Annotated in this window: 24 protein-coding genes and 2 tRNA genes; 14 read left to right on the top strand and 12 right to left on the bottom strand. The window is 69.0% G+C overall.

The window, feature by feature from the left end; translation table 11 throughout:
• From IFR11_RS06245 to IFR11_RS06260, 4 genes are all read left to right on the top strand, one after another.
• A tRNA-Thr gene (locus IFR11_RS06245) sits at window positions 1–76 on the top strand.
• 224 nt (window positions 77–300) lie between these two features.
• Window positions 301–696 (top strand): hypothetical protein, encoded by a 396-nt coding sequence (locus tag IFR11_RS06250; protein ID WP_055838389.1) that lies wholly within the window; start codon window positions 301–303, stop codon window positions 694–696.
• A gap of 40 nt (window positions 697–736) precedes the next feature.
• Window positions 737–3,016: an MMPL family transporter gene (locus tag IFR11_RS06255; RefSeq protein ID WP_191915600.1), complete on the top strand. Its 2,280-nt coding sequence runs from the start codon at window positions 737–739 to the stop codon at window positions 3,014–3,016.
• Window positions 3,013–3,591: an isochorismatase family protein gene (locus IFR11_RS06260; protein WP_191915601.1), complete on the top strand. Its 579-nt coding sequence runs from the start codon at window positions 3,013–3,015 to the stop codon at window positions 3,589–3,591. Before IFR11_RS06255 ends, IFR11_RS06260 begins: the two co-directional genes overlap by 4 nt.
• Here IFR11_RS06260 and IFR11_RS06265 read toward each other — a convergent pair.
• The 3 genes from IFR11_RS06265 to IFR11_RS06275 all read right to left on the bottom strand — a co-directional run bounded on the left by IFR11_RS06265 (window position 3,572) and on the right by IFR11_RS06275 (window position 7,382).
• Window positions 3,572–4,657: a PAS domain-containing sensor histidine kinase gene (locus IFR11_RS06265; RefSeq protein ID WP_181015939.1), complete on the bottom strand. Its 1,086-nt coding sequence runs from the start codon at window positions 4,655–4,657 to the stop codon at window positions 3,572–3,574. The two genes, IFR11_RS06260 and IFR11_RS06265, sit on opposite strands and share 20 nt — an antisense overlap.
• Before the next feature lie 136 nt (window positions 4,658–4,793).
• A complete protein-coding gene (locus tag IFR11_RS06270; RefSeq protein WP_191915602.1) occupies window positions 4,794–6,377 on the bottom strand; it encodes a molybdopterin-dependent oxidoreductase in 1,584 nt (527 codons plus the stop codon).
• Window positions 6,378–6,419: 42 nt separating this feature from the next.
• Window positions 6,420–7,382 carry an EamA family transporter gene (locus IFR11_RS06275; protein WP_191915603.1) on the bottom strand — a complete coding sequence of 321 codons (963 nt, stop codon included), beginning with the start codon at window positions 7,380–7,382 and terminating at the stop codon, window positions 6,420–6,422.
• An 80-nt stretch (window positions 7,383–7,462) separates the two neighbouring features.
• Between IFR11_RS06275 and IFR11_RS06280 the strand changes: the two genes are divergently transcribed.
• On the top strand, window positions 7,463–7,933 hold the full coding sequence (locus tag IFR11_RS06280) for an Lrp/AsnC family transcriptional regulator (RefSeq protein ID WP_191915604.1): 471 nt from the start codon (window positions 7,463–7,465) through the stop codon (window positions 7,931–7,933).
• A 145-nt stretch (window positions 7,934–8,078) separates the two neighbouring features.
• Window positions 8,079–8,777: a hypothetical protein gene (locus IFR11_RS06285; protein ID WP_191915605.1), complete on the top strand. Its 699-nt coding sequence runs from the start codon at window positions 8,079–8,081 to the stop codon at window positions 8,775–8,777.
• Between the two features lie 4 nt (window positions 8,778–8,781).
• Here IFR11_RS06285 and IFR11_RS06290 read toward each other — a convergent pair whose 3' ends face one another.
• The 4 genes from IFR11_RS06290 to IFR11_RS06305 all read right to left on the bottom strand — a co-directional run bounded on the left by IFR11_RS06290 (window position 8,782) and on the right by IFR11_RS06305 (window position 12,234).
• The gene (locus IFR11_RS06290; RefSeq protein WP_070409513.1) at window positions 8,782–8,967 is read right to left on the bottom strand and encodes a hypothetical protein; all 186 of its coding nucleotides are present in this window, start codon (window positions 8,965–8,967) and stop codon (window positions 8,782–8,784) included.
• Between the two features lie 96 nt (window positions 8,968–9,063).
• On the bottom strand, window positions 9,064–10,104 hold the full coding sequence (locus tag IFR11_RS06295; protein WP_191915606.1) for an aldo/keto reductase: 1,041 nt from the start codon (window positions 10,102–10,104) through the stop codon (window positions 9,064–9,066).
• 79 nt (window positions 10,105–10,183) lie between these two features.
• On the bottom strand, window positions 10,184–11,221 hold the full coding sequence (locus IFR11_RS06300; RefSeq protein ID WP_055838357.1) for a methionine synthase: 1,038 nt from the start codon (window positions 11,219–11,221) through the stop codon (window positions 10,184–10,186).
• A 20-nt stretch (window positions 11,222–11,241) separates the two neighbouring features.
• The gene (locus tag IFR11_RS06305) at window positions 11,242–12,234 is read right to left on the bottom strand and encodes a putative oxygenase MesX (RefSeq protein WP_191915607.1); all 993 of its coding nucleotides are present in this window, start codon (window positions 12,232–12,234) and stop codon (window positions 11,242–11,244) included.
• Window positions 12,235–12,352: 118 nt separating this feature from the next.
• On the opposite strand from IFR11_RS06305, the gene IFR11_RS06310 reads away from it, so the two are divergent.
• The 3 genes from IFR11_RS06310 to IFR11_RS06320 all read left to right on the top strand — a co-directional run bounded on the left by IFR11_RS06310 (window position 12,353) and on the right by IFR11_RS06320 (window position 15,545).
• Complete coding sequence (locus tag IFR11_RS06310) at window positions 12,353–13,294, top strand: LysR family transcriptional regulator (RefSeq protein ID WP_055838351.1); 942 nt, start codon at window positions 12,353–12,355, stop codon at window positions 13,292–13,294.
• Window positions 13,295–13,425: 131 nt separating this feature from the next.
• Complete coding sequence (locus IFR11_RS16555) at window positions 13,426–14,337, top strand: AbaSI family restriction endonuclease (RefSeq protein WP_191915608.1); 912 nt, start codon at window positions 13,426–13,428, stop codon at window positions 14,335–14,337.
• A 353-nt stretch (window positions 14,338–14,690) separates the two neighbouring features.
• Window positions 14,691–15,545 (top strand): hypothetical protein, encoded by an 855-nt coding sequence (locus IFR11_RS06320; RefSeq protein WP_206755298.1) that lies wholly within the window; start codon window positions 14,691–14,693, stop codon window positions 15,543–15,545.
• A gap of 799 nt (window positions 15,546–16,344) precedes the next feature.
• On the opposite strand, the gene IFR11_RS06325 is transcribed toward IFR11_RS06320, so the two are convergent.
• The 3 genes from IFR11_RS06325 to IFR11_RS06335 form a co-directional block, all read right to left on the bottom strand.
• Window positions 16,345–16,420: transfer RNA gene (locus tag IFR11_RS06325), tRNA-Lys, on the bottom strand.
• Between the two features lie 39 nt (window positions 16,421–16,459).
• A complete protein-coding gene (locus tag IFR11_RS06330; protein WP_191915610.1) occupies window positions 16,460–17,476 on the bottom strand; it encodes an iron chelate uptake ABC transporter family permease subunit in 1,017 nt (338 codons plus the stop codon).
• Window positions 17,473–18,522 carry an iron chelate uptake ABC transporter family permease subunit gene (locus tag IFR11_RS06335; protein WP_197978913.1) on the bottom strand — a complete coding sequence of 350 codons (1,050 nt, stop codon included), beginning with the start codon at window positions 18,520–18,522 and terminating at the stop codon, window positions 17,473–17,475. Before IFR11_RS06335 ends, IFR11_RS06330 begins: the two co-directional genes overlap by 4 nt.
• Before the next feature lie 23 nt (window positions 18,523–18,545).
• On the opposite strand from IFR11_RS06335, the gene IFR11_RS06340 reads away from it, so the two are divergent.
• A complete protein-coding gene (locus tag IFR11_RS06340; RefSeq protein WP_342030255.1) occupies window positions 18,546–19,595 on the top strand; it encodes an iron-siderophore ABC transporter substrate-binding protein in 1,050 nt (349 codons plus the stop codon).
• Between the two features lie 109 nt (window positions 19,596–19,704).
• Here IFR11_RS06340 and IFR11_RS06345 read toward each other — a convergent pair whose 3' ends face one another.
• Entirely contained in the window at window positions 19,705–20,379 is a 675-nt protein-coding gene (locus IFR11_RS06345; protein ID WP_191915611.1) for a fasciclin domain-containing protein, read from the bottom strand.
• A 317-nt stretch (window positions 20,380–20,696) separates the two neighbouring features.
• Between IFR11_RS06345 and sigK the strand changes: the two genes are divergently transcribed.
• The 4 genes from sigK (at window position 20,697) to IFR11_RS06365 (ending at window position 23,997) form a co-directional block, all read left to right on the top strand.
• On the top strand, window positions 20,697–21,287 hold the full coding sequence (gene sigK, locus IFR11_RS06350; protein ID WP_055839471.1) for an ECF RNA polymerase sigma factor SigK: 591 nt from the start codon (window positions 20,697–20,699) through the stop codon (window positions 21,285–21,287).
• Complete coding sequence (locus IFR11_RS06355; RefSeq protein WP_191915613.1) at window positions 21,284–22,093, top strand: anti-sigma factor; 810 nt, start codon at window positions 21,284–21,286, stop codon at window positions 22,091–22,093. The genes sigK and IFR11_RS06355 overlap by 4 nt, the downstream gene beginning before the upstream one ends.
• Before the next feature lie 53 nt (window positions 22,094–22,146).
• Window positions 22,147–22,785: a DNA-directed RNA polymerase subunit beta gene (locus tag IFR11_RS06360; RefSeq protein WP_191915614.1), complete on the top strand. Its 639-nt coding sequence runs from the start codon at window positions 22,147–22,149 to the stop codon at window positions 22,783–22,785.
• Between the two features lie 327 nt (window positions 22,786–23,112).
• Window positions 23,113–23,997: an aminodeoxychorismate lyase gene (locus tag IFR11_RS06365; protein WP_191915615.1), complete on the top strand. Its 885-nt coding sequence runs from the start codon at window positions 23,113–23,115 to the stop codon at window positions 23,995–23,997.
• 88 nt (window positions 23,998–24,085) lie between these two features.
• Here the strand turns inward: IFR11_RS06365 and pstB are convergent, their stop codons facing one another.
• On the bottom strand, window positions 24,086–24,865 hold the full coding sequence (gene pstB / locus IFR11_RS06370) for a phosphate ABC transporter ATP-binding protein PstB (RefSeq protein ID WP_055838337.1): 780 nt from the start codon (window positions 24,863–24,865) through the stop codon (window positions 24,086–24,088).
• Between the last annotated feature and the right edge of the window lies 1 nt (window position 24,866).

Consider the following 24,866-nt stretch of genomic DNA (forward strand, 5'->3'; position numbering starts at 1 on the left):
GCCGCCTTAGCTCAGACGGCAGAGCGATTCACTCGTAATGAATAGGTCAAGGGTTCGATTCCCTTAGGCGGCTCCACCAGACCCTCACCCGCATATCGGGTGGGGGTCTTTTGGTTCGTCGGCGAGACGAACCTCGGAGCGACCCGCGGTGTGCCCGTGCCCCTCGGGCTGAAGCTGTCGGGTACGCGGCGTCGCGAGCGCGGAGCTGCGGGGGCGGGGGAGCCCGCCCGATAGGCTGGGATCCGTGTCGTCCCGTGCCGTGCGGCGGCGATCATCCGCCCGCTGACCGCAGGAGCCCCCGTGTCGAACGCGCTCGACGCCCTCATCGAGATCTTCACGTGGGTGGGGCTCGGTGGGGGCATTCTGCTCGCGTTCGTCGCGGTCGTCCTGGTGCTCGCCGACGGCACCTGGGTGCCCACGCGTGCCGTGGTCGAGCACGCCGAGGGCGGACGAGTGGTGCGCTGGTTCGACGAGGGCGGCGGTGTCAACGAAGCCCCCCTGACGCCGCACGACGACGCCCGCCTCGGTGACGCGGACATGGCCGACATCTTCTACCGGCGGGGCTCGGCGCACCGCATGCGGTTGACGCGGTCGTCGCCGTCGGTGCGATTCGTCTCGTTGCTCGCGGCCGGGGTGCTGGGGCTCGGAGCAGTATCGTTCGTCGCCTCGATCGTGCTGCTCTTCGTGCAGGGGTAGGACTTGACGCGAGGGACATATTGCTAGATAAGCTAGCGATATGTCCGGTTCTCCTGCGCCCACCCCGTCTCGACGCCGCGCCTCCGGCGACCCCGCCTCGTCGCGAGGCGACCGCCGACGCCGCTCCGCGCCCACGGTGTCGCGGTGGCTGCGCATCGGCATCCCGAGTCTGCTCGTGCTGCTCTGGGTGGTGGGCGGCTCGATCGGCGGTCCCTTCTTCGGCAAGGTCGACCAGGTGGCCACGAACGACCAGTCGTCGTTCCTGCCGCAGTCGGCGGACGCGACCGAGGTCAGCGAGCGACTCACCGACTTCACCGGGGGCGACACGATCCCGGCGCTCGTGGTCGCGGCCACCGACGACGGCAGCGCGCTCACCGACGTTCAGCTGAGTGCACTGCAGACCCTCGCGACCGAGGTGGCCTCGATCGACGGCGTCACGGGCGAGGCGTCGGCGCCGCTCGTGTCCGACGACGCCACGGCCGCGCAGATCTTCGTGCCGATCGACAGCTCCGGTGAGGTGCGCGAGGTCGTCGAGCAGGTGCGGGAGCGCGTCTCGGCCGACGTCCCCGCCGGGGTCGAGGCGTGGGTGACGGGACCCGCGGGGTTCACCGCCGACCTGGTGAAGGGCTTCCTCGGCATCGACGGGCTGCTGCTGATCGTCGCGCTCGGCGCGGTGTTCGTCATCCTCGTGGTGGTCTACCGCTCGCCGCTGCTGCCGGTGCTCGTGCTGCTGACGTCGGTGTTCGCGCTGTGCGTGGCGTTGCTGACCGTGTGGTGGCTCGCGTTCGCGGGGATCGTGGTGCTGAACGGGCAGGTGCAGGGGATCCTCTTCATCCTCGTCATCGGCGCGGCCACCGACTACGCCCTGTTGTACGTCGCCCGATTCCGTGAGGCGATCGGTGAGGGCGAGAAGAGGTGGGATGCCACGATCCGGGCCTGGAAGGGAGCGGTCGAGCCGATCCTGGCCTCGGGCGGAACGGTCATCGCGGGCCTTCTGTGCCTGCTGCTCTCCGACCTCGCCACCAACCGAGCGCTCGGGCCCATCGCCTCGATCGGCATCGCGTTCGCCGTGCTGTCGGCTCTGACCTTCTTGCCGGCGCTGCTCGCCCTCTGCGGCCGTGCCGCGTTCTGGCCGTTCCTGCCGAAGCCCGGAGCTGCGGCCCTGCCCGCCGACCTCACTGCGCCCGCGAAGGGCGTGTGGCCGCGACAGGCGCGGTTCGTCGCGCGCCGCGCACGCCCCGTGTGGATCGTGTGCACCCTGGTGCTCCTCGCCGCCTGCGTGGGGGTGACCCAGCTGCGCGCCGACGGCGTTCCCGCCAGTGACCTCGTGCTCGGTGCCTCCGAGGCGCGCGATGGACAGGCGGCCCTGGCCGAGCACTTCCCGGGCGGATCGGGCAGCCCCGCCTACGTGCTGGTGCCCGAGGACCGGGCGGCCGACGCCGTCACGGTGCTCGGACGCACCGTCCGCATCGACAGCGTGGGCGTCCTCGCCGCCGACGCCCCCGGCGGACAGGCACCCGTGTCGGTGAGCGACGGTGTCCTGCAGACCACCGCTTTCGGTGCACCGGGAACGCCCGCGCCCGCGCCGACCGTCTCGGACGGTGACGTGCTGTTGGCCGCGACGCTGTCCGATACCGCCGACTCCTCGGCCGCCGACGACACGGTGAGGTCGCTGCGCGCCGACCTGACCGCCGAGCTCGGCGAGGGGACGGCGCTGGTGGGCGGCGTGACGGCGACCGACATCGACTCGGTCGACACCTCGATCCGCGACCGCACCCTGATCATCCCGATCGTGCTCGTCGTCATCCTGCTCATCCTCATGGCGCTGCTGCGCTCGATCGTCGCTCCGCTCATCCTGATCGGGACCGTCATCGTGTCGTTCGGCGCGGCGCTGGGCGTGAGCGCCCTGGTCTTCGACGGCGTGTTCGGGTTCCCCGGTGCCGACCCGTCGGTGCCGCTGTACGGATTCGTGTTCCTCGTCGCCCTCGGTGTCGACTACAACATCTTCCTGATGTCGCGGGTGCGCGAGGAGTCCCTCGTGCACGGCACCCGACCCGGCATCCTGCGGGGGCTGGTCGCGACGGGCGGCGTGATCACCTCGGCCGGCCTGGTGCTGGCGGCGACCTTCGCTGCCCTGGGTGTTATCCCGATCCTGTTCCTCGCGCAGATCGCGTTCATCGTCGCGTTCGGGGTGCTGCTCGACACCTTCGTCGTGCGTTCCCTGCTCGTTCCCGCGCTGGCCTACGACCTCGGACGCCGCATCTGGTGGCCGTCGAAACTCGGCCGGGCCGATGTCGACGCGCGTAGGCTCGACGCATGACCCGGGCGCTGTTCATCGTCGATGTCCAGAACGACTTCACCGAGCGCGGAGCGCTGGGCGTCGAGGGCGGTGACGCGGTCGCCGAACGCATCTCGCGCCACCTCGAAGCCCACGCCGACGACTACGCGGTCGTCGTCGCCTCGCGCGACTGGCACCACGGCGACGACGACAACGGGGGGCACTTCTCGGCCACCCCCGATTTCGTCGACACCTGGCCGGTGCACTGCGTCGGCGGCACGTACGGGGCGGACTACGACGAGGTGTTCGACACCGCGCGGGTGACCCACCACCTCAAGAAGGGGCAGGGAAAGCCCGCCTACTCGCTCTTCGAGGGCGTGTCCGACGACGGCCAGACGGCCGCGGGCATCCTCGAGGAGCACGGCATCCGGCACATCGATCTCGTCGGCATCGCGACCGACTACTGCGTGCGGGCGTCGGCTCTCGACGCGATCGCCGCGGGGCGTTCGGTGCGCGTGCTGACCGACTTGATCGCCGGCGTGCACCCGACCTCGAGCGCCGCGGCGCTGGCCGAGATCGAGGCGGCCGGCGCAGAGCTCACGCGCTCTCGGCGATGACGTCGTCGGCGCGGGGGATCGTGATGGTCACGCTCGTCCCCTCGCCCGGGTCGCTCGCGATGCGCAGCGTCCCACCGTGCGCCGACACGATCTGGCGGACGCTCGCGAGGCCGATGCCGCTTCCTCCGTCGCTCGCGTCGGCGTAGCGGCCGCGCTGGCCCTCGGTCGTGATCGTCGCCAGGTCGTCGGGGTGGATGCCCCGGCCGTGATCGCGCACGCGCACGGCGGCGCCCTCGTCGGTCTCGAACAGGTCGATCTCGATGACGTCGTCGGAGTACTTGGCGGCGTTCTCGAGCACGTTGGCGACGGCGCGACGAAGCCCCAGGACGTCTCCCAGCACCGGAACGGCGTCGACGTGTCCGAACTGCACGCGGGTGGGCGCCTGTCCGGGAAGAACGAGAGCGACCGCACCGCGGGTGATGAGGTCGAGCGTGGCGCGGCGGCGACCGCGATCCGCCGTCGTGGTCGAGTCTGCGAGCAGCGCCTGGGCCATGGCGATGAGGTGGTCGCTCGCCTCGCCGGCGAGACGCAGCAGGCGGTGATCCGGGTCGAGCTCCTCGCCGATGAGATCGAGGTACCCGCGCAGAGCGGTCACGGGCGAGAGCAGGTCGTGCGCGAACGTGCGCTGCAGCGCGTCGCGATGGTCGACCTCCTGCTTCTCGGTGGTGAGGTCGCGCACGATCTTCACGAAACCGAGCACCTGGCCCTGATCGTTGCGGATCGCCGAGATCGTCACGCGGGCCCAGAACTCACTGCCGTCCTGCCGCACGCGCCAGCCGGTGTCTTCGACGTGCCCGTCGCGCTGGGCGGCGGCGAGCAATTGGTCGGGGACGCCACGACGCCGGTCTTCTTCGCGGTAGAAGGTCGAGAAGTGCGACCCGACGATCTCGGCTTCGCTGTACCCCTTGATCAGTTCGGCGCCGAGGTTCCACCCCCGCACGAATCCGCCGCTGTCGAGCTTGACGATGGCGAAGAGGTCGACCTGACCGTCCCAGTCCGCCGGCATGGAGCGTCGGATGGGCAGAGGAGTCGGCTGCGCAGAAGAAGGAAGGTGGGCGTCTGTCATCGGAGGCTCGCTCTCTGCGGTGCTCATCGGCGCACGCAGAAGCGGCTCGGGATGCTTGCTGAAGGCATTCTCCGATCATCCCCGACGCGGCGACCCCGCGACAGAGATTGACAAGATCATTACGCCTCCGAAACCGTCACGACACGGTGACGAGGGTGCGCTGCCAGCCGCTGGAGCCGTTGGGCGCGATGGGGGCTGCATCCTCGATCTGCACGTTGCCCTGTTTGTCGGTCGCCCGCACGGCGATGTAATGCGTGCCCTTCTCGGCGGTCCAGTCGTACTTCCACTGCACCCACGACTGGTCGTTGATGGGCGTCGACAGGGTGGTCGGCTGCCACTCGCCGTTGTCGATGCTCACCTCGACCGTGGCCACGCCGATCGGCTGCGCCCACGCCATGCCGGCCACGGTGATCGCACCGGCGGTGACGGGCGTACCGATCTTCGGGGTGTCCACGCGCGACGACATCTTGATGGGGGCTTCGGCGGAGTAACCGCGGGGGGTCCAGTAGGCCTCGACCTCGTCGAAACGGGTGACGGTGAGCTTGGTGACCCACTTCGTCGCCGACACGTAGCCGTAGAGACCCGGGACGACCATGCGCACGGGGAAGCCGTGTTCGAACGGCAGGGGTTCTCCGTTCATGGCGACGGCGAAGATGGCATCCAGGTTGTCGTCGGTCAGCGAGCCCAGGGGAGTGGATGCCGTGTACCCGTCGACGCTCTCGGAGAGCACCATGTCGGCCCCGGACTGAACCCCCGCCATCCGCAGGATGTCGCGGATCGGCACGCCGGTCCAGATGGCGTTGCCGACCAGACCTCCGCCGACCTCGTTCGACACGCAGGTCAGGGTCACGCCGTACTCGTCGAGACCCATGTTGACCAGGTCGTCGAAGCTGAGCTCGATCGGTGTGTCCACCATCCCCTCGATCGACAGGCGCCAAGTGGTCGGATCGACGTTCGGAACGGTGAGCGCGGTGTCGACGCGGTAGAAGTCGGCGTTGGGCGTGATGATCGGGCTGAGGCCCGGGAGCTCCCAGTTCGCGCCCTCGGGGAGGGTGACGGTCGTGCGGGCCGTGGGCAGGCGCAGGGCGTCGCGCGCGGCGGCCACCGACGAGCTGGTCGCGTTGAGCACGCGGGCACCCACTCCGACGACGACCGCGCCCACGGCGGTGAGGCCGGTGAACAGCAGGAAGCCGCGTCGATCCGTGCCGCGCGTGTCGGCGTCGGCTGCGGCAGCGGTCATCCAGCGGCGCAGCTTGGTGGTCGAGAACATCAGCACGAACACGCCGGCGGCGGTGCCGATCACGGGGGGCAGCCAGGCCAGGGCACCGGCTCCCGTGCGGGTGAGGATGGCGACGGTGGCGAGGACGCCGCCGATGGCGAGCACCACGGCGCCGGCGGGGCGCAGGCGGTACTGCAGAATGCCGGCGATGGCCGCGGCGACGGCGGCACCGAGTCCGACGCCGGCGAGGAGCGCGATCTTGTCGGTCTCGCCGAACAGCGTGATCGCGAGCTCCTTCAGCGGCCGGGGCACGATGTCGACGATGACGGAACCGACCGCGAGGATCGGGCTCGCCGACCGCGCGAAGAGGGCGGCGAGCAGCTCGGCGACGGCCAGCAGGACCGCCGCCGACACGATGCCGGCGAACGCGGCCCACGGCCACGCGTGCCGCTTCCGGGCCTTCGTCGGGGTGGAGTTCTTCACCGCGGTGTCGGTCGACATGGCATCCCTCGTTCCTGCTCCCCACGCACGCGCGGTTACGCCTCACACTCTGTTCGGAGCGGCGGGCGAAACGGATGTCGCGTCGAGCGGCCGAGCGGCGCGTCGGGGCGCCAGGGTGAAGACGACGACTCCCGTGACGATCAGCGCGAGCGCCACGGCGAGGCCCGCCGTCAGCGGCTCGTGCAGCAGCGGGACCGCGACGAGGGCGGTGAGGACCGGGCTCAGGGCTCCGGCTGTCGCGGTGATGCTGCTGCCGAGGTTCTTCACCGCGACGACGTAGCACGCGGTCGAGAGAAGTCCGGTGCCGATGCCCTGCACGAGGGCGTAGGTGCCGAGGCTCGCGAGGTCGGCGGTGCCGGCAAACAGGTGCGAGGGCATCGCGCCGGTCACGATGAGCACGACGGCGGCGAGCGTGGAGCTGAGCGAGACGATCACGATCACACCGAGCGGATCGAGGCGCGTTCGGGCGAGGCCGAGCGTGTAGACGGCCCAGACGAAGCCCGCGCCCACGAGCACGGCGACGCCGCCGACGCTCGCGGTGTCGCCGGTGAGGGCCGCGGCGGCGGCGATCCCCGCGACGATGGCCCCGAGCGCGAGCAGGCGTCGGCGCGAGACGGCGGTGCGATGGCGGAGGAAGAGCAGGACGGCGACGAACAGCGGCACGGTACCGGGGACGAGCAGCCCGGTGAGCGCCGCCGAGGTGAGGTGCGCGCCCCACGCGAAGATCAGGAAGTGCGGAAGGCCGGCCAGCAGCACGAGCGCGACGACGGCGGGGCGTTCGGTGCGCAGGATGCGGAGGGTCCGCGGGATCCACGGGACGAGCAGCAGGCCGGGCACGGCGAAACGCACGACCGCGGCGTCGGCCATCGTCAGCCCCGCGCCGTCGAGGGCGCGCGTCGACAGGGCGAACGCCGACCACAGCGCCACGACGGCCGCGAGGGCAGCGGTGCCGACGGCGGCGCGGGGCGACAGGAGAGAAGGGCGGGGAAGGGCGAAGGTCGTCACCCCTCGACGGTAGGGAGCGCCGCGCCGCAGCCGATTGCGAATATTGCCGAACAGTGACGTGGATTGGCAGAATCTGCTGCATGCACTCGCTCGACCGCATCGATTGCCTCATTCTGCTCGAACTCCAGCAGGACGCCCGCCTGACCAACCAGGAGCTCGCCGACCGCGTCGGGCTGTCGCCCTCGCCCTGTCTGCGGCGCGTGCGCCAGCTGGAGCAGGCGGGCATCATCGAGGGCTATCGCGCCGTCGTCTCGCCGCGCGCCGTCGACCTCCCCATCACCGCGTTCGTGCGCCTGCGGCTCGCCTCGCACGAGGGGGCGACGGTCGACGCCGTCGAGGAGCGCCTGCGCGCCATTCCGCACATCGTCGAGGCGCACCTGCTCGCCGGAGACTGGGACTACCTCGTGCGCATCGTCACGTCGAGCTTCGACGCGTACGAGCGACTGCTGCGCGAACACCTCCGCGGGATCCCCTCGCTCGCCTCGATCGACACGACGTTCGCGTTCGGGGTCACCAAGCCCGTGTCGGCGCTGCCGCTCGACGCCCGGTGAGCGATGCCCCTTCCGCCGGGGGCGGTGTCTCACGCCGCACGATCGCCCGGCGAGCAGGGCGGTGCCGACGGATCGCGCGTCGATACGATGAGATGACCCGTGGTCACGGCATCCGGGATCCGTTCGTGCGAAAGGAACCCGCGACGTGGACGACCTCGCCCGCTGGGCCGCGGCTCTGACGACGATGGTCGGACTGGGGCTCACCCTCGGGATCAACCCGGCTCTGTACGGGGCGACCGCCGACATGCTCGCCCAGAACACCCGCGTTCCGGCGCGGATGGGGTGGATGGTCGGGGGCCTGGCGACCGGGGCGACGATCCTGTACCTGCTGCTGCAGAGCTTCGACCCCACCGAGTTCGTCGCGGCGGCCGAGCGCAGCACGACCGAGGCGGTGCTCGACCGGCGGGTAGACCTGATCGCCGGGACGCTGTTCCTGCTCGGTGCGGTCGCGGTGGCGTGGTGGAAGCTCCGCGTTCCGGTGCGTTCCGCCGCCCGCAGACCGGTCCAGGCTCGCGCGCACTCGTGGAGCTACTACGTGCTCGGCGTCAGCTGCTCGGTCATCGGATTCACGACGCTGCCGATCATGTACATGACCGGGCGGGTCGCCGACGGCGTCAGCGACCACCCTCTGCTGCGGTGGCTGGCCTATGCGGTGTTCCTCGTGGCGCTAGCCGCGCCGTTCGTGCTGCTGGCCACGGCGTGGATCCACTTCCCCACCACCGCGGCACGGGTGAACCGCGTCTACTCGCACCTGATCGATATGGATCACCGGTGGGTCTACGCGGCCGTGCTCGCGGTGGCGGGCGTGGCCTGCCTCGTGCTCGGGGTCTTTCCGGGGCGCTGAGCTCTCAGCGCGCGTTGCGCTGCTTGAGCAGCTTCGCCTGCACCTTGCGGCGGATCTTCTGCACCTTCGGGTCCTTCCAGACCCGGTAGGCGACGGTCCCCGCCGCAGCGGCACGACCGATCGCCGTCCGCGCGAGCACAGCGCCCGCGAGTCCCACCGCTCCGGTTCCGATCCAACGTCCGACACCCATGGTCACTCCTCGTTCTGCGTCGTGGGAGTCCCACTCAACGCGAACGGATACCGGATGACCCGGCGGTTGCGCAACGCCCGCCGATGTGGGTGAGGGTCAGCGCAGCGATCCGCCCACCGCCGCGGCGAACGGCTCCAGGGCGGCGATGACGTCGTCGGTCAGCGTGACCTTGCTCGCGGCGACCGCGTCGTCGATCTGGCTCGTGCGCGAGGCGCCGATGATCGCCGTCGTGACCACCGGGTCGCGCAGCACCCACGCCACGGCGAGCTGGGGGATCGACAGGCCGGCCTCGCGCGCGACACCGTCGATCCCGCGGATGCGGTGGAGGTAGTCGTCGGTCAGGGCGGACTCGTCGAGGAAGCGGCTGTCGGCGGCGCGCGAGTCGGCGGGCACCGTGCCGTCGAGGTACTTGGCCGTCAGCAGTCCCTGGGCGAGGGGCGAGAAGACGGCGCTGCCGACCGAGAGGTCGCGCAGGACCGGGAACAGCTCGGCCTCGGGCGTGCGGTCGAACAACGAGTACCGCGGCTGGTGGATGAACAGGCGCACGCCCTCGGCGGCGAGCAGCTCGTGCGCGCGCCGCGTGAGGTCGGCGGGGTAGTTCGAGATGCCCGCGTACAGCGCCTTGCCGCTGCGGACGATGTCGGCGAGCGCTCCGACGGTCTCTTCGATCGGGGTCTCGGGGTCGACGCGGTGCGAGTAGAAGACGTCGACGTAGTCGGTGCGCATGCGCGTGAGGCTCTGCTCGAGCGAGCGGATCAGGTACTTGCGCGAGCCGCCGTCACCGTACGGGCCGGGCCACATGTCGTAGCCCGCCTTCGTCGAGACGAAGAGCTCGTCGCGGTACCGGCGCAGGTCGGTGTCGAGCACCGTGCCGAAGGTGGTCTCGGCGGCGCCGTAGGGCGGGCCGTAGTTGTTGGCGAGATCGATGTGCACGACGCCGCGGTCGACCGCGTGGCGCAGGATCTCGCGCTGTGTGTCGAGCGTGCGCCCGCTGCCGAAGTTCTGCCACAGTCCGAGCGAGATGCGGGGAAGGGGGATGCCGCTGGCCCCGGCGCGCGCGAACGGCACGTCGTCGTAGCGGGTGGGTGCCGCCTCGAACGGGGAGGACAGGCGGGGGTCATCGGCGGCGATGGGCATGGTTCTCCTCGGAACGAAAAGCGGTGTGATCCGACTCTGCCACGCCCACGCCGCCCGCGTGGCATCCGTCGTCCGGGACTCAGGCGGCGGTGCCGGACAGTTCGTCGCGCAGCAGGGCCGCCCCGGCCGACAGCGCGCTGAGCTTGTCGAAGGCGACACCGCGCGGTAGCGGAGCCATGCCGCAGTTGGAGCTCGGGATGAGCTTGTCGGCGTCGACGAACTCCAGCGCGCGCCGCAGGGTGTCGGCCACCTCTTCGGGGGTCTCGATCCGCTCGCTGGCGACGTCCAGCGCCCCGAGCATGATCTTCTTGCCGCGGATCAACTCGATGAGATCGATCGGCACGTTCGAGCGGTGGCTCTCCAGCGACACGATGTCGATCGACGACTGCTGCAACAGCGGGAACGACTCCTCGTACTGCCGCCACTCCGATCCGAGGGTGGCCTTCCAGTCGGTGTTGGCCTTGATGCCGTAGCCGTAGCAGATGTGCACGGCCGTCTCGGCGCGCAGGCCTTCGGCTGCGCGTTCGAGCGCGGCGACTCCCCAGTCCTTCATCTCGTCGAAGAAGACGTTGAAGGCGGGCTCGTCGAACTGGATGATGTCGACCCCCGCCGCTTCGAGCTCGCGCGCCTCCTGGTTGAGGATGGTCGCGAACTCCCACGCCAGCTTCTCGCGGCTGCCGTAGTAGCGGTCGGAGAGCGTGTCGATCATCGTCATGGGTCCCGGCAGTGCCCACTTGATCGGCTGATCGGTCTGCGTGCGCAGGAAAGCGGCGTCGTCGACGAACACGGGGCCGCGGCGGCTCACGGCGCCGACCACGGTCGGAACGCTCGCGTCGTACCGGTTGCGGATGCGGACCGTCTCACGGTTCTCGAAGTCGACGCCGTCGAGGTTCTCGATGAACGTCGTGACGAAGTGCTGACGCGTCTGCTCGCCGTCGCTGATGATGTCGATGCCGCGTCGCTCCTGCTCCTGCACCGCGGAGCGCAGGGCATCGTGCTTGCCCTCGACGAGGATCTCGCCCTCGAGCTCCCACGGCGACCACAGCACCTCGGGCTTCGCGAGCCACGCGGGCTTGGGAAGGCTGCCGACGGTGGAGGTGGGAAGAAGGGTGGGCACGGGGGTGGATCCTTCGCGGGTCATCGGACGGGGGCGGCGTAGGCGGCGGCCCACTGGTCGAGAACGAGGCGGTGGGGTTTCACGAAGTGCTCCTCGGCGTAGCGCCCCTGCGTGACGGCGAGCTGGCTGCGCTCTTCGCGGTCATAGTCGATGCCGGTGCGCACGAAGTCGGGCTGGTCGAGCGTCGGACGGTAGACCGCGCCGGCGGGGGTGACGGCGTTGTAGACCTCGGGGCGGTAGATCTTCTGGAAGGTCTCCATCGTGCTGATGGTGCCGATCAGCTGCAGGTCGGTGTAGTCGCCCAGCAGGTCGCCGCGGAAGTAGAACGCGAACGGCGCCACGCTGCCCCGCGGCATGAAGTAGCGCGCCTGCAGGCCCATCTTGGCGAAGTATTCGTCGGTCATCGAGAACGAGTCCTGCTCGTACTCGATGCCCAGCACGGGGTGCACCACGCCCGTACGGCGGTAGGTACGGCTCGTCGACACGCTGATGCAGATCACGGGCGACTGGGGGAAGCGCTCGCGATAGGCGTCGGAGTCGAGGAAGTGCTGGAAGAGCTTTCCGTGCAGGATGCCGAAATCGTCGGGCACCGTGAACCCGGAGCCGCTCGCATTGGCCGCGGGCAGGACCACGCTGAAGTCGTAGTCGCGCAGGTACGACGAGAAGTTGTTGCCGACGATCCCTCGATGGCGCTCGCCGGTGACGGTGTCGAGGACGTGCACGTCGAGCACCTCGATCACGGGGATGTGCTCGTCGTCAGCGCCGTCGGTGAACTGCAGCTGCACCGAGACGATGTCGAGCTCGACGCGGTACCGGTCGCCGGTGGGGTTGTCGTCGCTCGCGAGGTCGTTGAAGCGGCGGTCGATCATCGAGAGGGCGTTACGCAGGTTCTGCTGCCGGTGCTCTCCCCGCGCGAGGTTGGCGAAGTTCGTCGTGACGCGCGAGGTGTCGGCCGGGGCGTAGTCCTCGTCGAAACGGGTGGTGCTGATGCTGAACGTGATGTCGTTCGCCATGAGAAGCCAATCGGGGCCGAGAGGCACGGGCCTCGGGGATGTCGGTGATTCCATCGTGCTCGGATGCCGCGGTCATCGGGTAATTCCGCTCAGCTATGCACGCCTATAGCCTGGGGCTATGGCCAAGCGCACGAGCGGCATCACCCTGCAACAGCTCCAGTACTTCATCGAGGTCGCCGCCGAGGGGTCGATCACCGCTGCGGCCGACATCCTGTTCGTCGCGCAGCCGACCATGTCGGCCGCGATGAAAGACCTCGAGCACCGGGTGGGACGCGATCTGCTCACGCGTTCCGCGCGCGGGGTCACCCTCACCGTCGACGGCGTGGAGTTCCTCGGCTACGCGCGACAGGTCGTCGAGCAGGCCGAGTTGCTCGAGCAGCGGTACCTCGGCCGGCCGCCCTCGCGGCGCCTGCTCGGGGTCTCGACCCAGCACTACTCGTTCGCGGTCGACGCGTTCGTGCGCATGGTCAAGGGCACGAACGCGGCCGAGTACGAGTTCTCGCTGCGCGAGACCCGCACCTTCGACATCATCGAAGACGTCCGTACTCTCCGCAGCGAGCTCGGCATCCTGTTCCGCAACGACTTCAACCGCAACGTGCTCGACAAGCTGCTGCGCGACTCGGGGCTCGCGTTCCACCCGCTGTTCGTCGCCGAGCCGCACATCTTCGTCTCGCGACGCAACCCGCTCGCCCGGCGCACGCGCGCCACCCTCGACGACCTCGTCGCCCTGCCGCGCCTGACCTTCGACCAGGGGGCGAACAACTCCTTCTACTTCGCCGAGGAGATCCTCTCGACGCTGTCGAGCGCCCAGGAGATCCGGGTCTCGGACCGCGCCACGATCTTCAACCTCATGATCGGTCTCGACGGCTACACGATCTCGACCGGCATCATCAGCGACGACCTCGACCCCGAGATCGTCGCCGTGCCCCTCGACGTCGACGAGCACATCGAGATCGGCTGGATCGGCCGTACCGCGATCCCCCTCACCGAGCAGGCGCAGCGGTACCTCGCCGAGGTACGCGACGTGGTGGCGGGGTTCGGCGTGGAGGTGCTCGGGTAGGGGAGCGGATGCCATGTCTCCCGCCCGCTGTCGGGTGCGGCGCTGACCGTCAGAGTCCGAGCAACGGAAGCTCGGTGAGTAGGTTTGGACGATAGTCGGCGGGCGGCCGACACGGCGAAGCAGGGAGAGCAGTGAACACGGATCTGGGTGCGATGCAGAAGCCGAAGCGAAAGCGATCGCCCCACGTCGCCCCATCGGAACTGGACTACTACGCACGGATGCTTCAGAAGATCCAAACGAAGAAACATGAGGTCTATGCGATCAGTCGCATCCTGCACCGACTTGACGACCCCGAAATCGAGCTCGTCACCCAGCAGGCCGTTCACACCAGCGAAGGTCTCGCGCTGTTGGACCTGTACCTGCCACAGTTCGGCATCGCCGTCGAAGTCGACGAGCTGCACCACTTCTCAGCCCAGGGCAAAGATGGGGACAAGGCGCGCGAGCAACGCGTCCTCGACCTCACATCACTCGAATTCGTCAGGCTCGGTATCGGGTCACTGCACACGCGGGACGAGTTCCGCCGCACTGTAGACGGCTTCATCGAAGATATTCGGCGTCGAAAGCAGACGGCGGTGTCGACGGACACGTTCGCTCCGTTCTCTTACGGCTCCCGCCACGATCCCGAGCACTGGATCGCCCGCGGTCGGTTGACGATCGACGACGAGGCGCAGATGCAGCGCATGCACCACGTCACACGATTGTTCGGGCATCAGCATAAGCACTGGCAGCGAGCTACCCTCGGCCTCGAGGACGGGCGGCAAGTATGGATGCCACACCTCGCGCAGGAAGGTTCGCCCCGACGCACAGACTGGGACAACCGCCTCCTCGCCGGTGGGCGAACGATCGTTGAGCGGCGACTGGGCGATTGGGCCACGGGCACGTACGAAGACGTCGAGCGAATCGTGTTCGCCAGGTTCCGTGACCCCGTGTTCGGTTCGGTCTATTACCGATTCCTGGGTGTCTTCCGGATCACGTCGCAGGAAGGTGACACCACCACTTTCACCCGCGTCGCCACCGAAATCATGCTGCCGGCGAGCAACTGAAGGATCGCCCCGTCCGATCACCCGCGATCCGCATGCGGGCGCTGCGCGGTTGAGGTGCATTGCGTGCGAGTGGCCTATGAGATGCGTCGGCGCTTCGCGCAATCGACCTGAATATGGAGTGCGGGGAGGCTGAGCCGCTGCGCTCCCCACCTGCGGTCCTACATGTCTGCGACCCGTGTCGGCGGTCAAGGATATGCTCCCTGCTCAGGGCCACTTGGGGGATCACGATGACAACGGTTCATGAGCTGTTCGAGCACGCCGGAGTGCCGTACGCAGGCGTCGTCGCGTGGGGCGACCCGGTGTCGCTGGCACTGCCCGGGGTATACGTCGTATCCACGAGTAGAGACCCCGACGTGTCGAATGGCCCCGAGAAGCCCCCGCTCAACCTCGCTGCGATCGATGCGCTGCTCGCGGCTAGGCCCGAAGCAACCGTCGACAAGCGCACGGCGACACCGGAGCTTTTGGCCGGTCGACTGCGGAGCATGTGGCCGAGCGGAGAGTCCATTGTTTACGTCGGCCTCGCCGGGACAAGCACTGAGCATCGGGTTGAGCAGTACTACCGCACCGTGATCGGCGCGCGAGCGCCACATGCCGGAGGATGGCCGGTGAAGATGCTGGACCCTTCCACACTGTGGGTGCACTACGGCGCTACGCAGGATCCCGACGCCACAGAGAAGGCCATGATTCGTCGATTCGTCTCTGGAGTGCCTGCAAACGTGGCAAGAACGCTCATTGATACGTCGGCACCGCTGCCATTCGCCAACTTCATCTTTCCCGCCGGGCGCCGTAAAGCGCACGGCCTGCGCGGCGTCAAAGAAGCACGCACTCGGGGCGCCCACGACCGGGTACCCGTCACACCCGACAAACTTACGTCAGCCACCCTTCCCACCCTCCCCGCGCTCCGCGACTCCCGACTGCCTACGTCAGACGGTGCCACGCGGCGCACGCAGAACATCACGTCGGGCGACCTCGATCGAGGACAAATCCGTGTTCCGCGCGAATCGAAGTCGATCTTCCCGACCGCCAAGACTCGCATCGAGGTTGAACTCGGCAATGAAACCTTCGACGTCTCGTGGGACTCAAGAACTGAAGGTGCCAACGAACGGTCAGGCGTGATTCGAGTCGGCAAGGAGGCGCTCTCCCGCTACATATCTGCGGGAGGTCCAAGGACCGTAGAGGTAACCTCGACCGGATTTCGTATCACGTAGCCGCCCTGGACCGCGATCCCTCAGCGGTCATGTCCTGCCGGGGTCGGACAGCGTAGGTCTGAGCCATCGATCCTAGGAGGGGTGTCGCCTGAGAATGCTGGTGGGCTGACGAGCCAGAATAGGCAGCGCCAGAACAGTAGGTGACCGAGTCACAGTAGGAGGGTTACATCACGTGATGTCACCGAAGTCTTGACGTCATCCCTCGTCGTCAGGGCCGAGCTGGCGCCCTCGGGTGGACGTGGAGCACTGAGAAATGGCTCCCGGGAAAGGGGCTCCCGGTCGAAGCAGCTCAAGCTCAACAGGACGCGTGCGCGCATCACGCGATGGCGACAGATTCCATTACACCTGGGCAGCATCTCGTGCCCTACAACTACTGAGCCCCGCGTCCAATCTCCGGCTGGTTTCGATCGAAGGACTGGGATAACTCCCGACTGACGAAGAGCCAGACGGTGCTGAGGTAATAGACCTCCTTGAGTTCTACGGGCCCGCCGGCGAAGCCATTAGCTCCCTAGAGGTACGTCAGTTCAAGCACTCCACTCTGCGCCCGGATGGCCAGCTTGCCCTGGGCCAAGTTAGCGGCGGATGCTGAATCAGGCGGTCTTCTCACGCATCTACGTCTACTCAGACGAGATCACGGACGTGGAGTTCAACGAGCCGTTCGACATGCTGATGGCGGCGGGGAAGTCGTACGAGAACCCAACGAAAACCGCCCCTGGGGACAGGGGCGCGGATACAACAGCGGCCGAGGCAGCGAGTTCCGTAAACATCGCTGTGGGCGATTTTTCGAGTGACAACGAAGTGGTGGGCCCCGTGGGGCTCGAACCCACGACCCGCGGATTAAAAGTCCGATGCTCTACCGACTGAGCTAGAGGCCCTCGTCGTCCAGCTTACCGGGCCGGATGACGAGCTCGTGCTCACCGACGCGTTCGCGCCACGATCCAGAACAGGTAGGCGCCTCCGACGACGGCCGTCAGCAATCCGACGGGGATCTGCAGTGGTGCCAGCGCCCGCTGGGCGATGACGTCGGCGACGAGCAGCACCGTGGCGCCCGTGACCGCCGATCCCCACAGGGGGATCCCGCTCGTGCCCATGGTGCGGCGCGCGAGCTGCGGGGCGGCGAGGGCGATGAAGCCGATGGGACCGGCGACGGCGGTGGCGGTTCCGGTCAGAAGAGCCGCGACCACGACGAGCAGCAGCCGCAGGCGCCCGATGCGAACGCCCAACGAGCGGGCGGTGTCGTCGCCGAGCTCCAGTGTGCGGAAGTCGCGGTGCACCAGGACGAGGACGAAGCCCAAGACCCCGAGGGCCCCGACGAGCAGGGTCACGTCGGTGAGCGTGGTCGCGACGAGGCTGCCGTGCAGCCACTGGTCGGCGTTGCGGGCGATCTCGATCGGTGCGCGGGTGAGCAGGTAGTCGTTCACGGCCGCCAGCAGGGTGCTCAGCGCGATGCCGGCGAGGATGGTCCGCTCGCGCGAGACGCCGACGCTGCGCGCGATCGCCATGACGACGACGACCGTCAGGATGCCACCGATCCACGCGCCCGCCGCGGGCGATGCGGTGGGCGCAATGAGTGTGAGCCCGACGAGGGCGCCGGTGGCCGAGCCCGCGCTGAACCCGATGATGTCCGGGCTCGCGAGCGGGTTGCGTGCCAGGGTCTGGAAGACCGCGCCGGCCAGGCCCAGCGCCGCGCCGATCGCGAGGGCGGCGAGCATGCGCGGCACGCGCATCCCCATGACGACGACGGTGGTGCGCCCGTCGGCCGTCCCCATCAGGGCGGATGCCACGTCGCTCAATGAGGTGTCGAAGGAACCCGTCGTCAGGCCGGCGATCGCCGCGAGGACGGCGATCGCGATCGTCACGCCGACCACGAGCGTCGCGCGGCGCCGCCGCCGGGGGAGTGTGCGGCTCGGCGGGTGGGATGCGGCGATCACGACGCCCTCCGAACGACGAGCCAGAGCAGCAGCGGCGCCCCGACGAACGCCGCGACGATCCCGGCTTCGACCTCGCCCGGTATCGCGATGACGCGTCCGATCACATCGCTCGCGAGGGTGAGCGCCGCACCCGACAGGGCGGCGAGGACGATCGTCGAGCGCACGTCGCCGCCGACGGTGCGGCGCACGATGTGGGCGACGATCAGTCCGATGAAGGCCAGCGGCCCCGCGGCCGAGGTTGCGGCGGCGCAGAGCAGGGTGATGGCCGCGCCCGCGCCGACGATCGTCAGGGCGGGCGAGGTTCCGAGCGAGCGGGCCAGGTCGGTGCCCAGGCGCAGCTGGTCGAGTCCCCGCGCGATCACGAGGGTCACGATGAGGCCTGCGATCGCGAACGGGAGCACCTGCGCCGCCACGTCTGCATCGCGCCGCTCGAACGAGCCGACGGCCCAGAACCGGAACGACTCGAACGTGTCGTCGTCGGCGAGCGTGATGATGCGCACGACCGCGCCGAGACACGCGCTCAGCGCGACTCCGGCCAGGATCAGTCCGACGGTGTCACCACGGCGACCGGGACGGGCGGCGGCGTTCACCAGCAGGGCCGCCGACGCGGCTCCCGCGAAGGCGAACCAGACGTACCCGCTCGCCGTCCCCACGCCGAAGAAGGCGATCGCCACGACCACCCCGACGGCCGCTCCCGCGTTCACGCCCAACAGGCCGGGATCGGCGAGGGGATTGCGGGTGACGGCTTGCATGAGCACACCCGCCACCCCGAGGCATGCGCCGGCCAGCAGGGCGGTGAGCGTGCGCGGAACGCGGAGCTCGTGCACGATCACGCCCGCGGCATCTCGCCGGTCCGAAAAGAGGGCGGCGATGACCTCGGCGGGGGCGAGTGCGCGCGACCCGACCGCGAGGCTGGCGACGGTGAGCACGATGACCGCCACCACCATCGCGACGGTCAGAATCACCAGGCTCATTCGCGCGGCCCGGTGACGGGTGACGAGTCGGGTGACCGCCGTCGGGGGAGTGACGGTGGCGAGGTCAGGCACGAAGGTAAGGATACCCTCACTCCGTGACTGTTTTTCGTTCCCCGTCCTTCCGCACCCGTTTTCGTCCTCGTGGCCTCGGCGCTGTCATCGGCGTGACGGCCGTGCTCGCCCTCGCCGGCTGCGCGGGCTCGCCCGCCCCCGCGTCGACCGTCGACGCCGAAGCCGGTTCCACCGGCGAATGGGTCGTGGCGCGCGACCTCGAACCCGGTATGGGCTCGACCGAGCCAGACGGCGTCTTCCCGCGCACGGTGACGCACTTCGAGGGGGCGACCGAGATCCCCGCCGCGCCGACGCGCATCGCCGTCGTGTCGACCGGTCAGCTCGACGCACTCCTCGCCCTCGGCGAGGTCCCCACCGCCGCGACGCGCGCCGAGAACAGCGGGCTCGTGCCGCAGTACCTCGTCGACGCCTTCACTCAGGATGCCGCGGCCCTCAGCGCCATGACCGACATCGGCCAGCGCACCGAGCCCGACCTCGAGGCCATCGCGCAGGCGGCCCCCGATCTCATCCTCATCAACTCCACGCGCGGCGCAGAGCTGTACGACGCGCTCTCGGCCATCGCTCCGACCGTCGTCACCAAGGGCAACGGCGTCAACTGGAAGAGCGACTTCCTGCTCATCGCCGACGCCCTCGGCGACGAGGGCGCGGCGCGCGGCATTCTCGACGCTCTGCACGCCGACAGCGCGGCGTTCGCGCAGACGCACCCGGAGGGGGAGCCGACCGTGTCGTTCCTGCAGTCGACGGGCGACCGCACCCGCATCATGGGGGTGCCGTCGTTCGCGGGCGGCATCGCCGAGGATCTGGGGCTGGGGCGGCCCGCGTCGCAGCAGTTCGACGAGACATCGCAAGAAATCAGCGCCGAACAGATCGACCTCGCCGACGCCGATCGCCTGTTCTATGCGGGAACGGGTCAGGGCCTGGCGTTCATCGAGGACGCGCCGCTGTGGCCGACCCTGAACGCGGTCGCCGACGGGCATTCCGTGGCCGTCGATTTCGACCCCTGGTTCATGAACGCGGGTCCGGTCGCCGCGCGCCTGGTCCAGGATGAGATCGTCCGCGCGATCGTCGACTGACCCACGAACGAAAGCGAGCGCCGGACCCCCTCGCCTGGGGTCCGGCGCTCGCCGTCTACTTCGGTCGGTAATCGACCGATCGAGTGCGCGGAGACCGCGCAATCGAGAATTACATCGGGGGCATCAGCACCGAGTCGATGAGGTACACCGTGGCGTTGGCGGTCTGGACGCCACCGCAGATGACGTTGGCCGAGCCGTTGACCGTGATCGAGTCGCCCGAACCGGCGACCGTGACGTCCTGGCCCTCGACCGTGGTGTGGGTGCCGTCGATGGCGTCGGGCGCGATCTGGCCGGGAACCACGTGGTACGTGAGGATCTTGGTCAGCGTGGCCGAGTCGGTCTTGAGGCCGTCGATGGTGGCGGCGTCGATCTTGGCGAACGCGTCGTCGACCGGAGCGAAGACGGTGAACTCGCTGCCGTTGAGCGTGTCGACCAGGTTCACGTCGGGGTTCAGCTGGCCGCTGACCGCCGCGGTGAGCGTGGTGAGCAGCGGGTTGTTCGAGGCGGCGACCGCGACCGGGTCAGCAGCCATGCCGGCGACCGAGCCGGAGCCCGAGGGAACGGCGGCGGCGTAGTCGGCACAGCCGGCACCGACGAGGTTGGCGGCCGGGTCCATCATCGACGACGACGCCGAAGCGGAGGGCGAGGCGGCCATCGAGGGAGCCATGCTCTCCTCAGTGGTGCCGCCCGAGGTGGAGGCGCCGCCGGAGCAGGCGGTGAGTGCGAAGGCCGAGCCCAGAACGAGGGCGAGACCAGCAACGACGGGCTTCTTGTTGATGAGCATGACATTCCTCCGAGAATCATTCGGATCGCGTCTGCGACCCGTCAGGGACACCCCGGTGCGAGGGGCGGTTCACCGTGGAGCGGCTTACACAGGGTCTTCGGGACCCCCGGGGGATCGGATTGCGGATTGTTGCGATCTAGGTCGGATTTCGGCATCCGGTGGCTGGAAAATCCCAGGTCAGAGGCTCGTAAATATTCTTCAGAATCTTTTTGATCCGAGTTCGATCGGCCCGAGGATGGCGGGCCGGCCTCGCCGAGCTGCGCGGCTCGCGCGCGCGCGTACGGGGGTCTCTGTATTCGTAAGGAATGATGGAGGCCATGGTGATCGACGGTTTCGACCTTCCCGACGACGGGACGGAGCCTGTCGATCAGGTCGGGGCGCTGCTGCAGCGCGTCGCGACGGGCGATCGCCTCGCCTTCGCTGAGCTGTACGACGTCCTGTCGGCCCGTGCCTTCGGCCTCATCCTGCGCGTGCTCGTCGACCGCTCGCAGAGCGAAGAGGTGTTGCAGGAAGTGTTCCTCGAGATCTGGCAATCCGCCGCGCGGTTCACTCCGAATAGAGGCCAAGGAAGGTCGTGGGTTCTCACGATCGCCCACCGGAGAGCGGTGGACCGCGTGCGGTCGTCGCAATCCAGTGCCGATCGTGACGTACGCGCGGGGTTCCGCGATATGGACGTTGCCTACGACAACGTCTCTGAAAAAGTCGAGATGAAGATCGAGGGGCGACGCGTCGTCGATGCATTGGCGGCGCTTCCCGAAGCGCAGAAAGAAGCCCTCACCCTGGCCTACTTCGGTGGATACAGCCAGAGTGAGATCGCTACTCTCGTCGGGGCGCCGCTCGGAACGATCAAGACGAGGATGCGCGACGGATTGTCACGCTTGAGGATGGAAATGGGGGTGGACAAGTGAACGAGAGGGACTTCGCCGACCTCGCTGCCGGGCACGCGCTGAACGCGCTCTCGGCAGCTGATGAGCGCGCGTACCAGGAGGCTCTGGCGGGTAATCCGCACTGGGACTCCCACGTTCGATCGGCCGCCGACGCCGTGGCCGCGATCAGCGACACCATCGAGCCCGTCGAGCCGCCCGCTTCCGTGCGCGCGTCATTGTTCGCTCGCATCTCCGAGCTTCCCCAGGACGATTCCCCGGTGGTGGCGACCCCCGCCCCGCTCGACGACGAGGACTTCGCCGCAGCGGGCCTCACCCCGGTCACCGCGGAGCGTGAGCCCGTATCGGGTGGTTCCGCCTCAGCATCCGGCTGGGGCCGACGCCGTTGGTTCACCCTGGCCGCGTCGTTCGCCGCCGTGCTCGCGCTCGGTTTCGGCGCCGTGACCGTGGGACAGCTGATGGCACCCCCGGCAGCCGTCGTCGCCCTGGAGCAGATCGAGGGATCGCCCGACGCCCGCTCGGTCACGGCCACCATGCCCGACGGCACCGTCGCGACCGCCCATTGGTCGGCATCGACCGGACGCAGCGTGCTGGTCTCCGACGGCATGCCCGCGCTTCCGTCCGACAAGACGTATGAGCTGTGGTTCGTGCGCGAGGGCACCCCGATCGCCGCCGGCACCTTCCAGCCGGATGCCGATGGCTCGGCGACCGCTGTCCTCGAGGGTCAGATGCACGAGGGTGACGTCATCGCCGTCACCGTCGAGCCGGCGGGCGGTTCGCCCGACGGAACGCCCAGCACCGACGCCGTCGTCGCCGTCGCGACGGCCTGAGCCCCGGTCTCGCTCTCGGCCCACGGTGAGGGTCGACGCCCTAGCCTGGAACGATGAGCGATTCCTCACGCGAGTTCCACAAGCCCGTGCGACGGCCCGCTGAGCTGTTCGACCGCCTGTTCGCGGCGGAGGACCCCGCCGAGGTGTCGCGCGTCGCGCACAGCACCGCGCAGGCCCTGCTGTCGAGGGTGCGGGCAGACCCCACCGTCGACGTCGTCGAGCGACTGGTCGCCTTCACCGACGACAACGGGATCGACGACATCGCGGAACTCTGGTCGCGTTCCCCGGCGAAATCGCTGCCCGGCGCGCTCTGGCGCCTATACCTGTTGCAATTGATGATCCACGACGACGCCGCGACCGCGGCTCTGCTCTACGAGCGCGGACGCACCGAGATCGCCACGGTCGACCCCGTCGTGGCGGGCGCTCCGGCCCCCGCCGGACCGGAAGAACTCGTGCAGCTGATCGACACGATCCTGCGAGGTCTCTTCGAGGGGGACTTCGCCGTGGCGCTCGATCGCGCGGCGGCCTTCTGCCGTGTGCAGGCGTCGGGGTCGAGTCACCTGGCCGACGACTACGAGAACACCGAGTCGGAGCGCGCGACGGCGCTCACCACCCGCGCGTTGCGCCTGGCGACGTACGCCGACGATCTGTCGGCCTCCGCCGCGCTCTGGCGCCGCGACTCGCTCGCCTGAGTCGGAGCGGATGACGCGACCCGTCGGGCCTGCGGCGGTGGATCGTGGTGCCGCCCGCGTTCCGCCGGCGCCGGACGACGAGAAGAGTGCCGCGCAGACGAGGGCGATGCCTCTCGAGCCTGCGACGCGACGTCTGCCGCAGAAAAGATAAGTGCCGGACCGCAGAACGCCTCTCGGCGCATGGCCGCTCAGAGCGGCAAAAGATGGAGCCCGGGGTTACTGCGGCCCGGCTAGAAGAGTGTAACAAGGGTCGGCCGAAGACATTCCCTCCGCGCGACCCGTTGACAAGCCCCGGGCGTGTCGCTTCGGCGGCCCTAGGCTCGCTGCATGGCTTGGCGTTTCGCTCTCGTGATCGACCCCGTGGCATCCGACGATCAGCGGGAGGACTTCTCCGACACGCTGCACACGGTGGATCCGAACGCTCCCGTGCTGCCGCTCGGTGAGCTCAGTGCGCAGCGGGGCGACGGGGTCTTCGAATCTCTCGGCGTCGTCGACGGCCACCCGCAAGAGGTGGGGCCCCACCTCGAACGTCTGGCCCGGTCCGCGGGGCTGTGCGACCTTCCCACGCCGAATCCGGCGCAGTGGCGGGCCGCGATCGAGCGCGTCGCCGCCGAGGCCGGCGCCGGCGAGAGCGTCATCAAACTCATCCTCAGCCGCGGTGTCGAATCCGGGGCGTCGCCGACCGCGTGGATCACCCTCGCCACGGCCCCCGACAACGTCCGCGCCCGACGCGACGGCGTACGCATCGCCACCCTCGACCGGGGCTACCCGGCCGACGTCCCCGCCCGTGCCCCGTGGTTGCTGCTGGGGGCCAAGACCCTGTCGTACGCGGTGAACATGGCCGCGATCCGCGAGGCCCAGCGCCGCGGCGCCGACGACGCCGTCTTCGTCACGAACGACGGGGTCGTTCTCGAGGCGCCCACGGCATCCGTCCTGCTGCGCGTGGGCGACCGGTTCGTCACCCCCGAGCCGCAGGCCGGCATCCTGCACGGGACGACGCAGCTGAGCCTGTTCTCGCACCTGGAGTCGCGGGGGTTCTCGACCTCGTACGAGACCGTCCTGCTCGACGACCTCGAAGATGCGGATGCCGCGTGGCTGCTGTCGAGCGTGCGTCTCGCCGCGCCCTTGTCGGCCGTCGACGGTCGTCCGAAGACGGTGGACCGGGAGCTCACCGCCGACCTCAACGCGTACCTGCTGAGCCCGCGCGACTGAGCTCACGCGCCCAACCCGCGCGACCGGCCCGCCCCGGCGCGGAAACGACGAAGGCCCCGCCGAAGCGGGGCCTTCGTCGTTCTCGCGCTTACCCGAAGCGGCCGGAGACGTAGTCTTCCGTGGCCTGCACGGTCGGCGCGGTGAAGATCGCCGACGTGTCGTTGTACTCGATGAGCTTGCCGGGCTTGCCGGTTCCGGCGATGTTGAAGAACGCCGTCTTGTCGCTCACGCGCGACGCCTGCTGCATGTTGTGCGTGACGATGACGATCGTGTACTCGTTCTTGAGCTCCGAGATGAGCTCCTCGATCGCGAAGGTCGAGATGGGGTCGAGCGCCGAGCAGGGCTCGTCCATCAGCAGCACGTCGGGCGAGACCGCGATCGCGCGGGCGATGCACAGACGCTGCTGCTGACCACCCGAGAGTCCGCCGCCGGGCTTCTCCAGGCGGTCCTTGACCTCGTTCCACAAGTTGGCGCCCTGCAGGGACTTCTCGACGAGGGCGTCGGCGTCGCTCTTCGACATGCGCTTGTCGTTGAGCTTGGCGCCGGCCAGGACGTTCTCGCGGATCGACATCGTCGGGAACGGGTTGGGGCGCTGGAACACCATGCCGACGTGACGACGCACGAGCACGGGATCGACACCGGGACCGTAGAGGTCGTCGCCGTCGATGAGCACGCGGCCCTTGACGTGGCCGCCGGGGATCACCTCGTGCATGCGGTTCAGGGTGCGCAGGAACGTGGACTTGCCGCAGCCCGAGGGGCCGATGAAGGCGGTGACCGAACGCGGCTCGATGTCGATCGAGACGCCCTCGACCGCGAGGAAGTCGCTGTAGTAGACGTTGAGGTCCTGGACCTCGATGCTCTTGGACACG

Source organism: Microbacterium sp. CFBP 8801 (assembly GCF_014839455.1).
In the GTDB taxonomy this organism is placed as follows: Bacteria; Actinomycetota; Actinomycetes; order Actinomycetales; family Microbacteriaceae; genus Microbacterium.

Bases quoted from the DNA above. Each gene is read 5' to 3' on its own strand.
- IFR11_RS06345 (WP_191915611.1), bottom strand. From the start codon at position 20,379: ATGCTCATCAACAAGAAGCCCGTCGTTGCTGGTCTCGCCCTCGTTCTG.
- IFR11_RS06270 (WP_191915602.1), bottom strand. From the start codon at position 6,377: ATGTCGACCGACACCGCGGTGAAGAACTCCACCCCGACGAAGGCCCGG.
- IFR11_RS06360 (WP_191915614.1), top strand. From the start codon at position 22,147: ATGAGCGATTCCTCACGCGAGTTCCACAAGCCCGTGCGACGGCCCGCT.
- IFR11_RS06365 (WP_191915615.1), top strand. From the start codon at position 23,113: ATGGCTTGGCGTTTCGCTCTCGTGATCGACCCCGTGGCATCCGACGAT.
- sigK (WP_055839471.1), top strand. From the start codon at position 20,697: ATGGTGATCGACGGTTTCGACCTTCCCGACGACGGGACGGAGCCTGTC.
- IFR11_RS06280 (WP_191915604.1), top strand. From the start codon at position 7,463: ATGCACTCGCTCGACCGCATCGATTGCCTCATTCTGCTCGAACTCCAG.
- IFR11_RS06290 (WP_070409513.1), bottom strand. From the start codon at position 8,967: ATGGGTGTCGGACGTTGGATCGGAACCGGAGCGGTGGGACTCGCGGGC.
- IFR11_RS06295 (WP_191915606.1), bottom strand. From the start codon at position 10,104: ATGCCCATCGCCGCCGATGACCCCCGCCTGTCCTCCCCGTTCGAGGCG.
- IFR11_RS06305 (WP_191915607.1), bottom strand. From the start codon at position 12,234: ATGGCGAACGACATCACGTTCAGCATCAGCACCACCCGTTTCGACGAG.
- IFR11_RS06260 (WP_191915601.1), top strand. From the start codon at position 3,013: ATGACCCGGGCGCTGTTCATCGTCGATGTCCAGAACGACTTCACCGAG.
- IFR11_RS06255 (WP_191915600.1), top strand. From the start codon at position 737: ATGTCCGGTTCTCCTGCGCCCACCCCGTCTCGACGCCGCGCCTCCGGC.
- IFR11_RS06310 (WP_055838351.1), top strand. From the start codon at position 12,353: ATGGCCAAGCGCACGAGCGGCATCACCCTGCAACAGCTCCAGTACTTC.
- IFR11_RS06265 (WP_181015939.1), bottom strand. From the start codon at position 4,657: ATGACAGACGCCCACCTTCCTTCTTCTGCGCAGCCGACTCCTCTGCCC.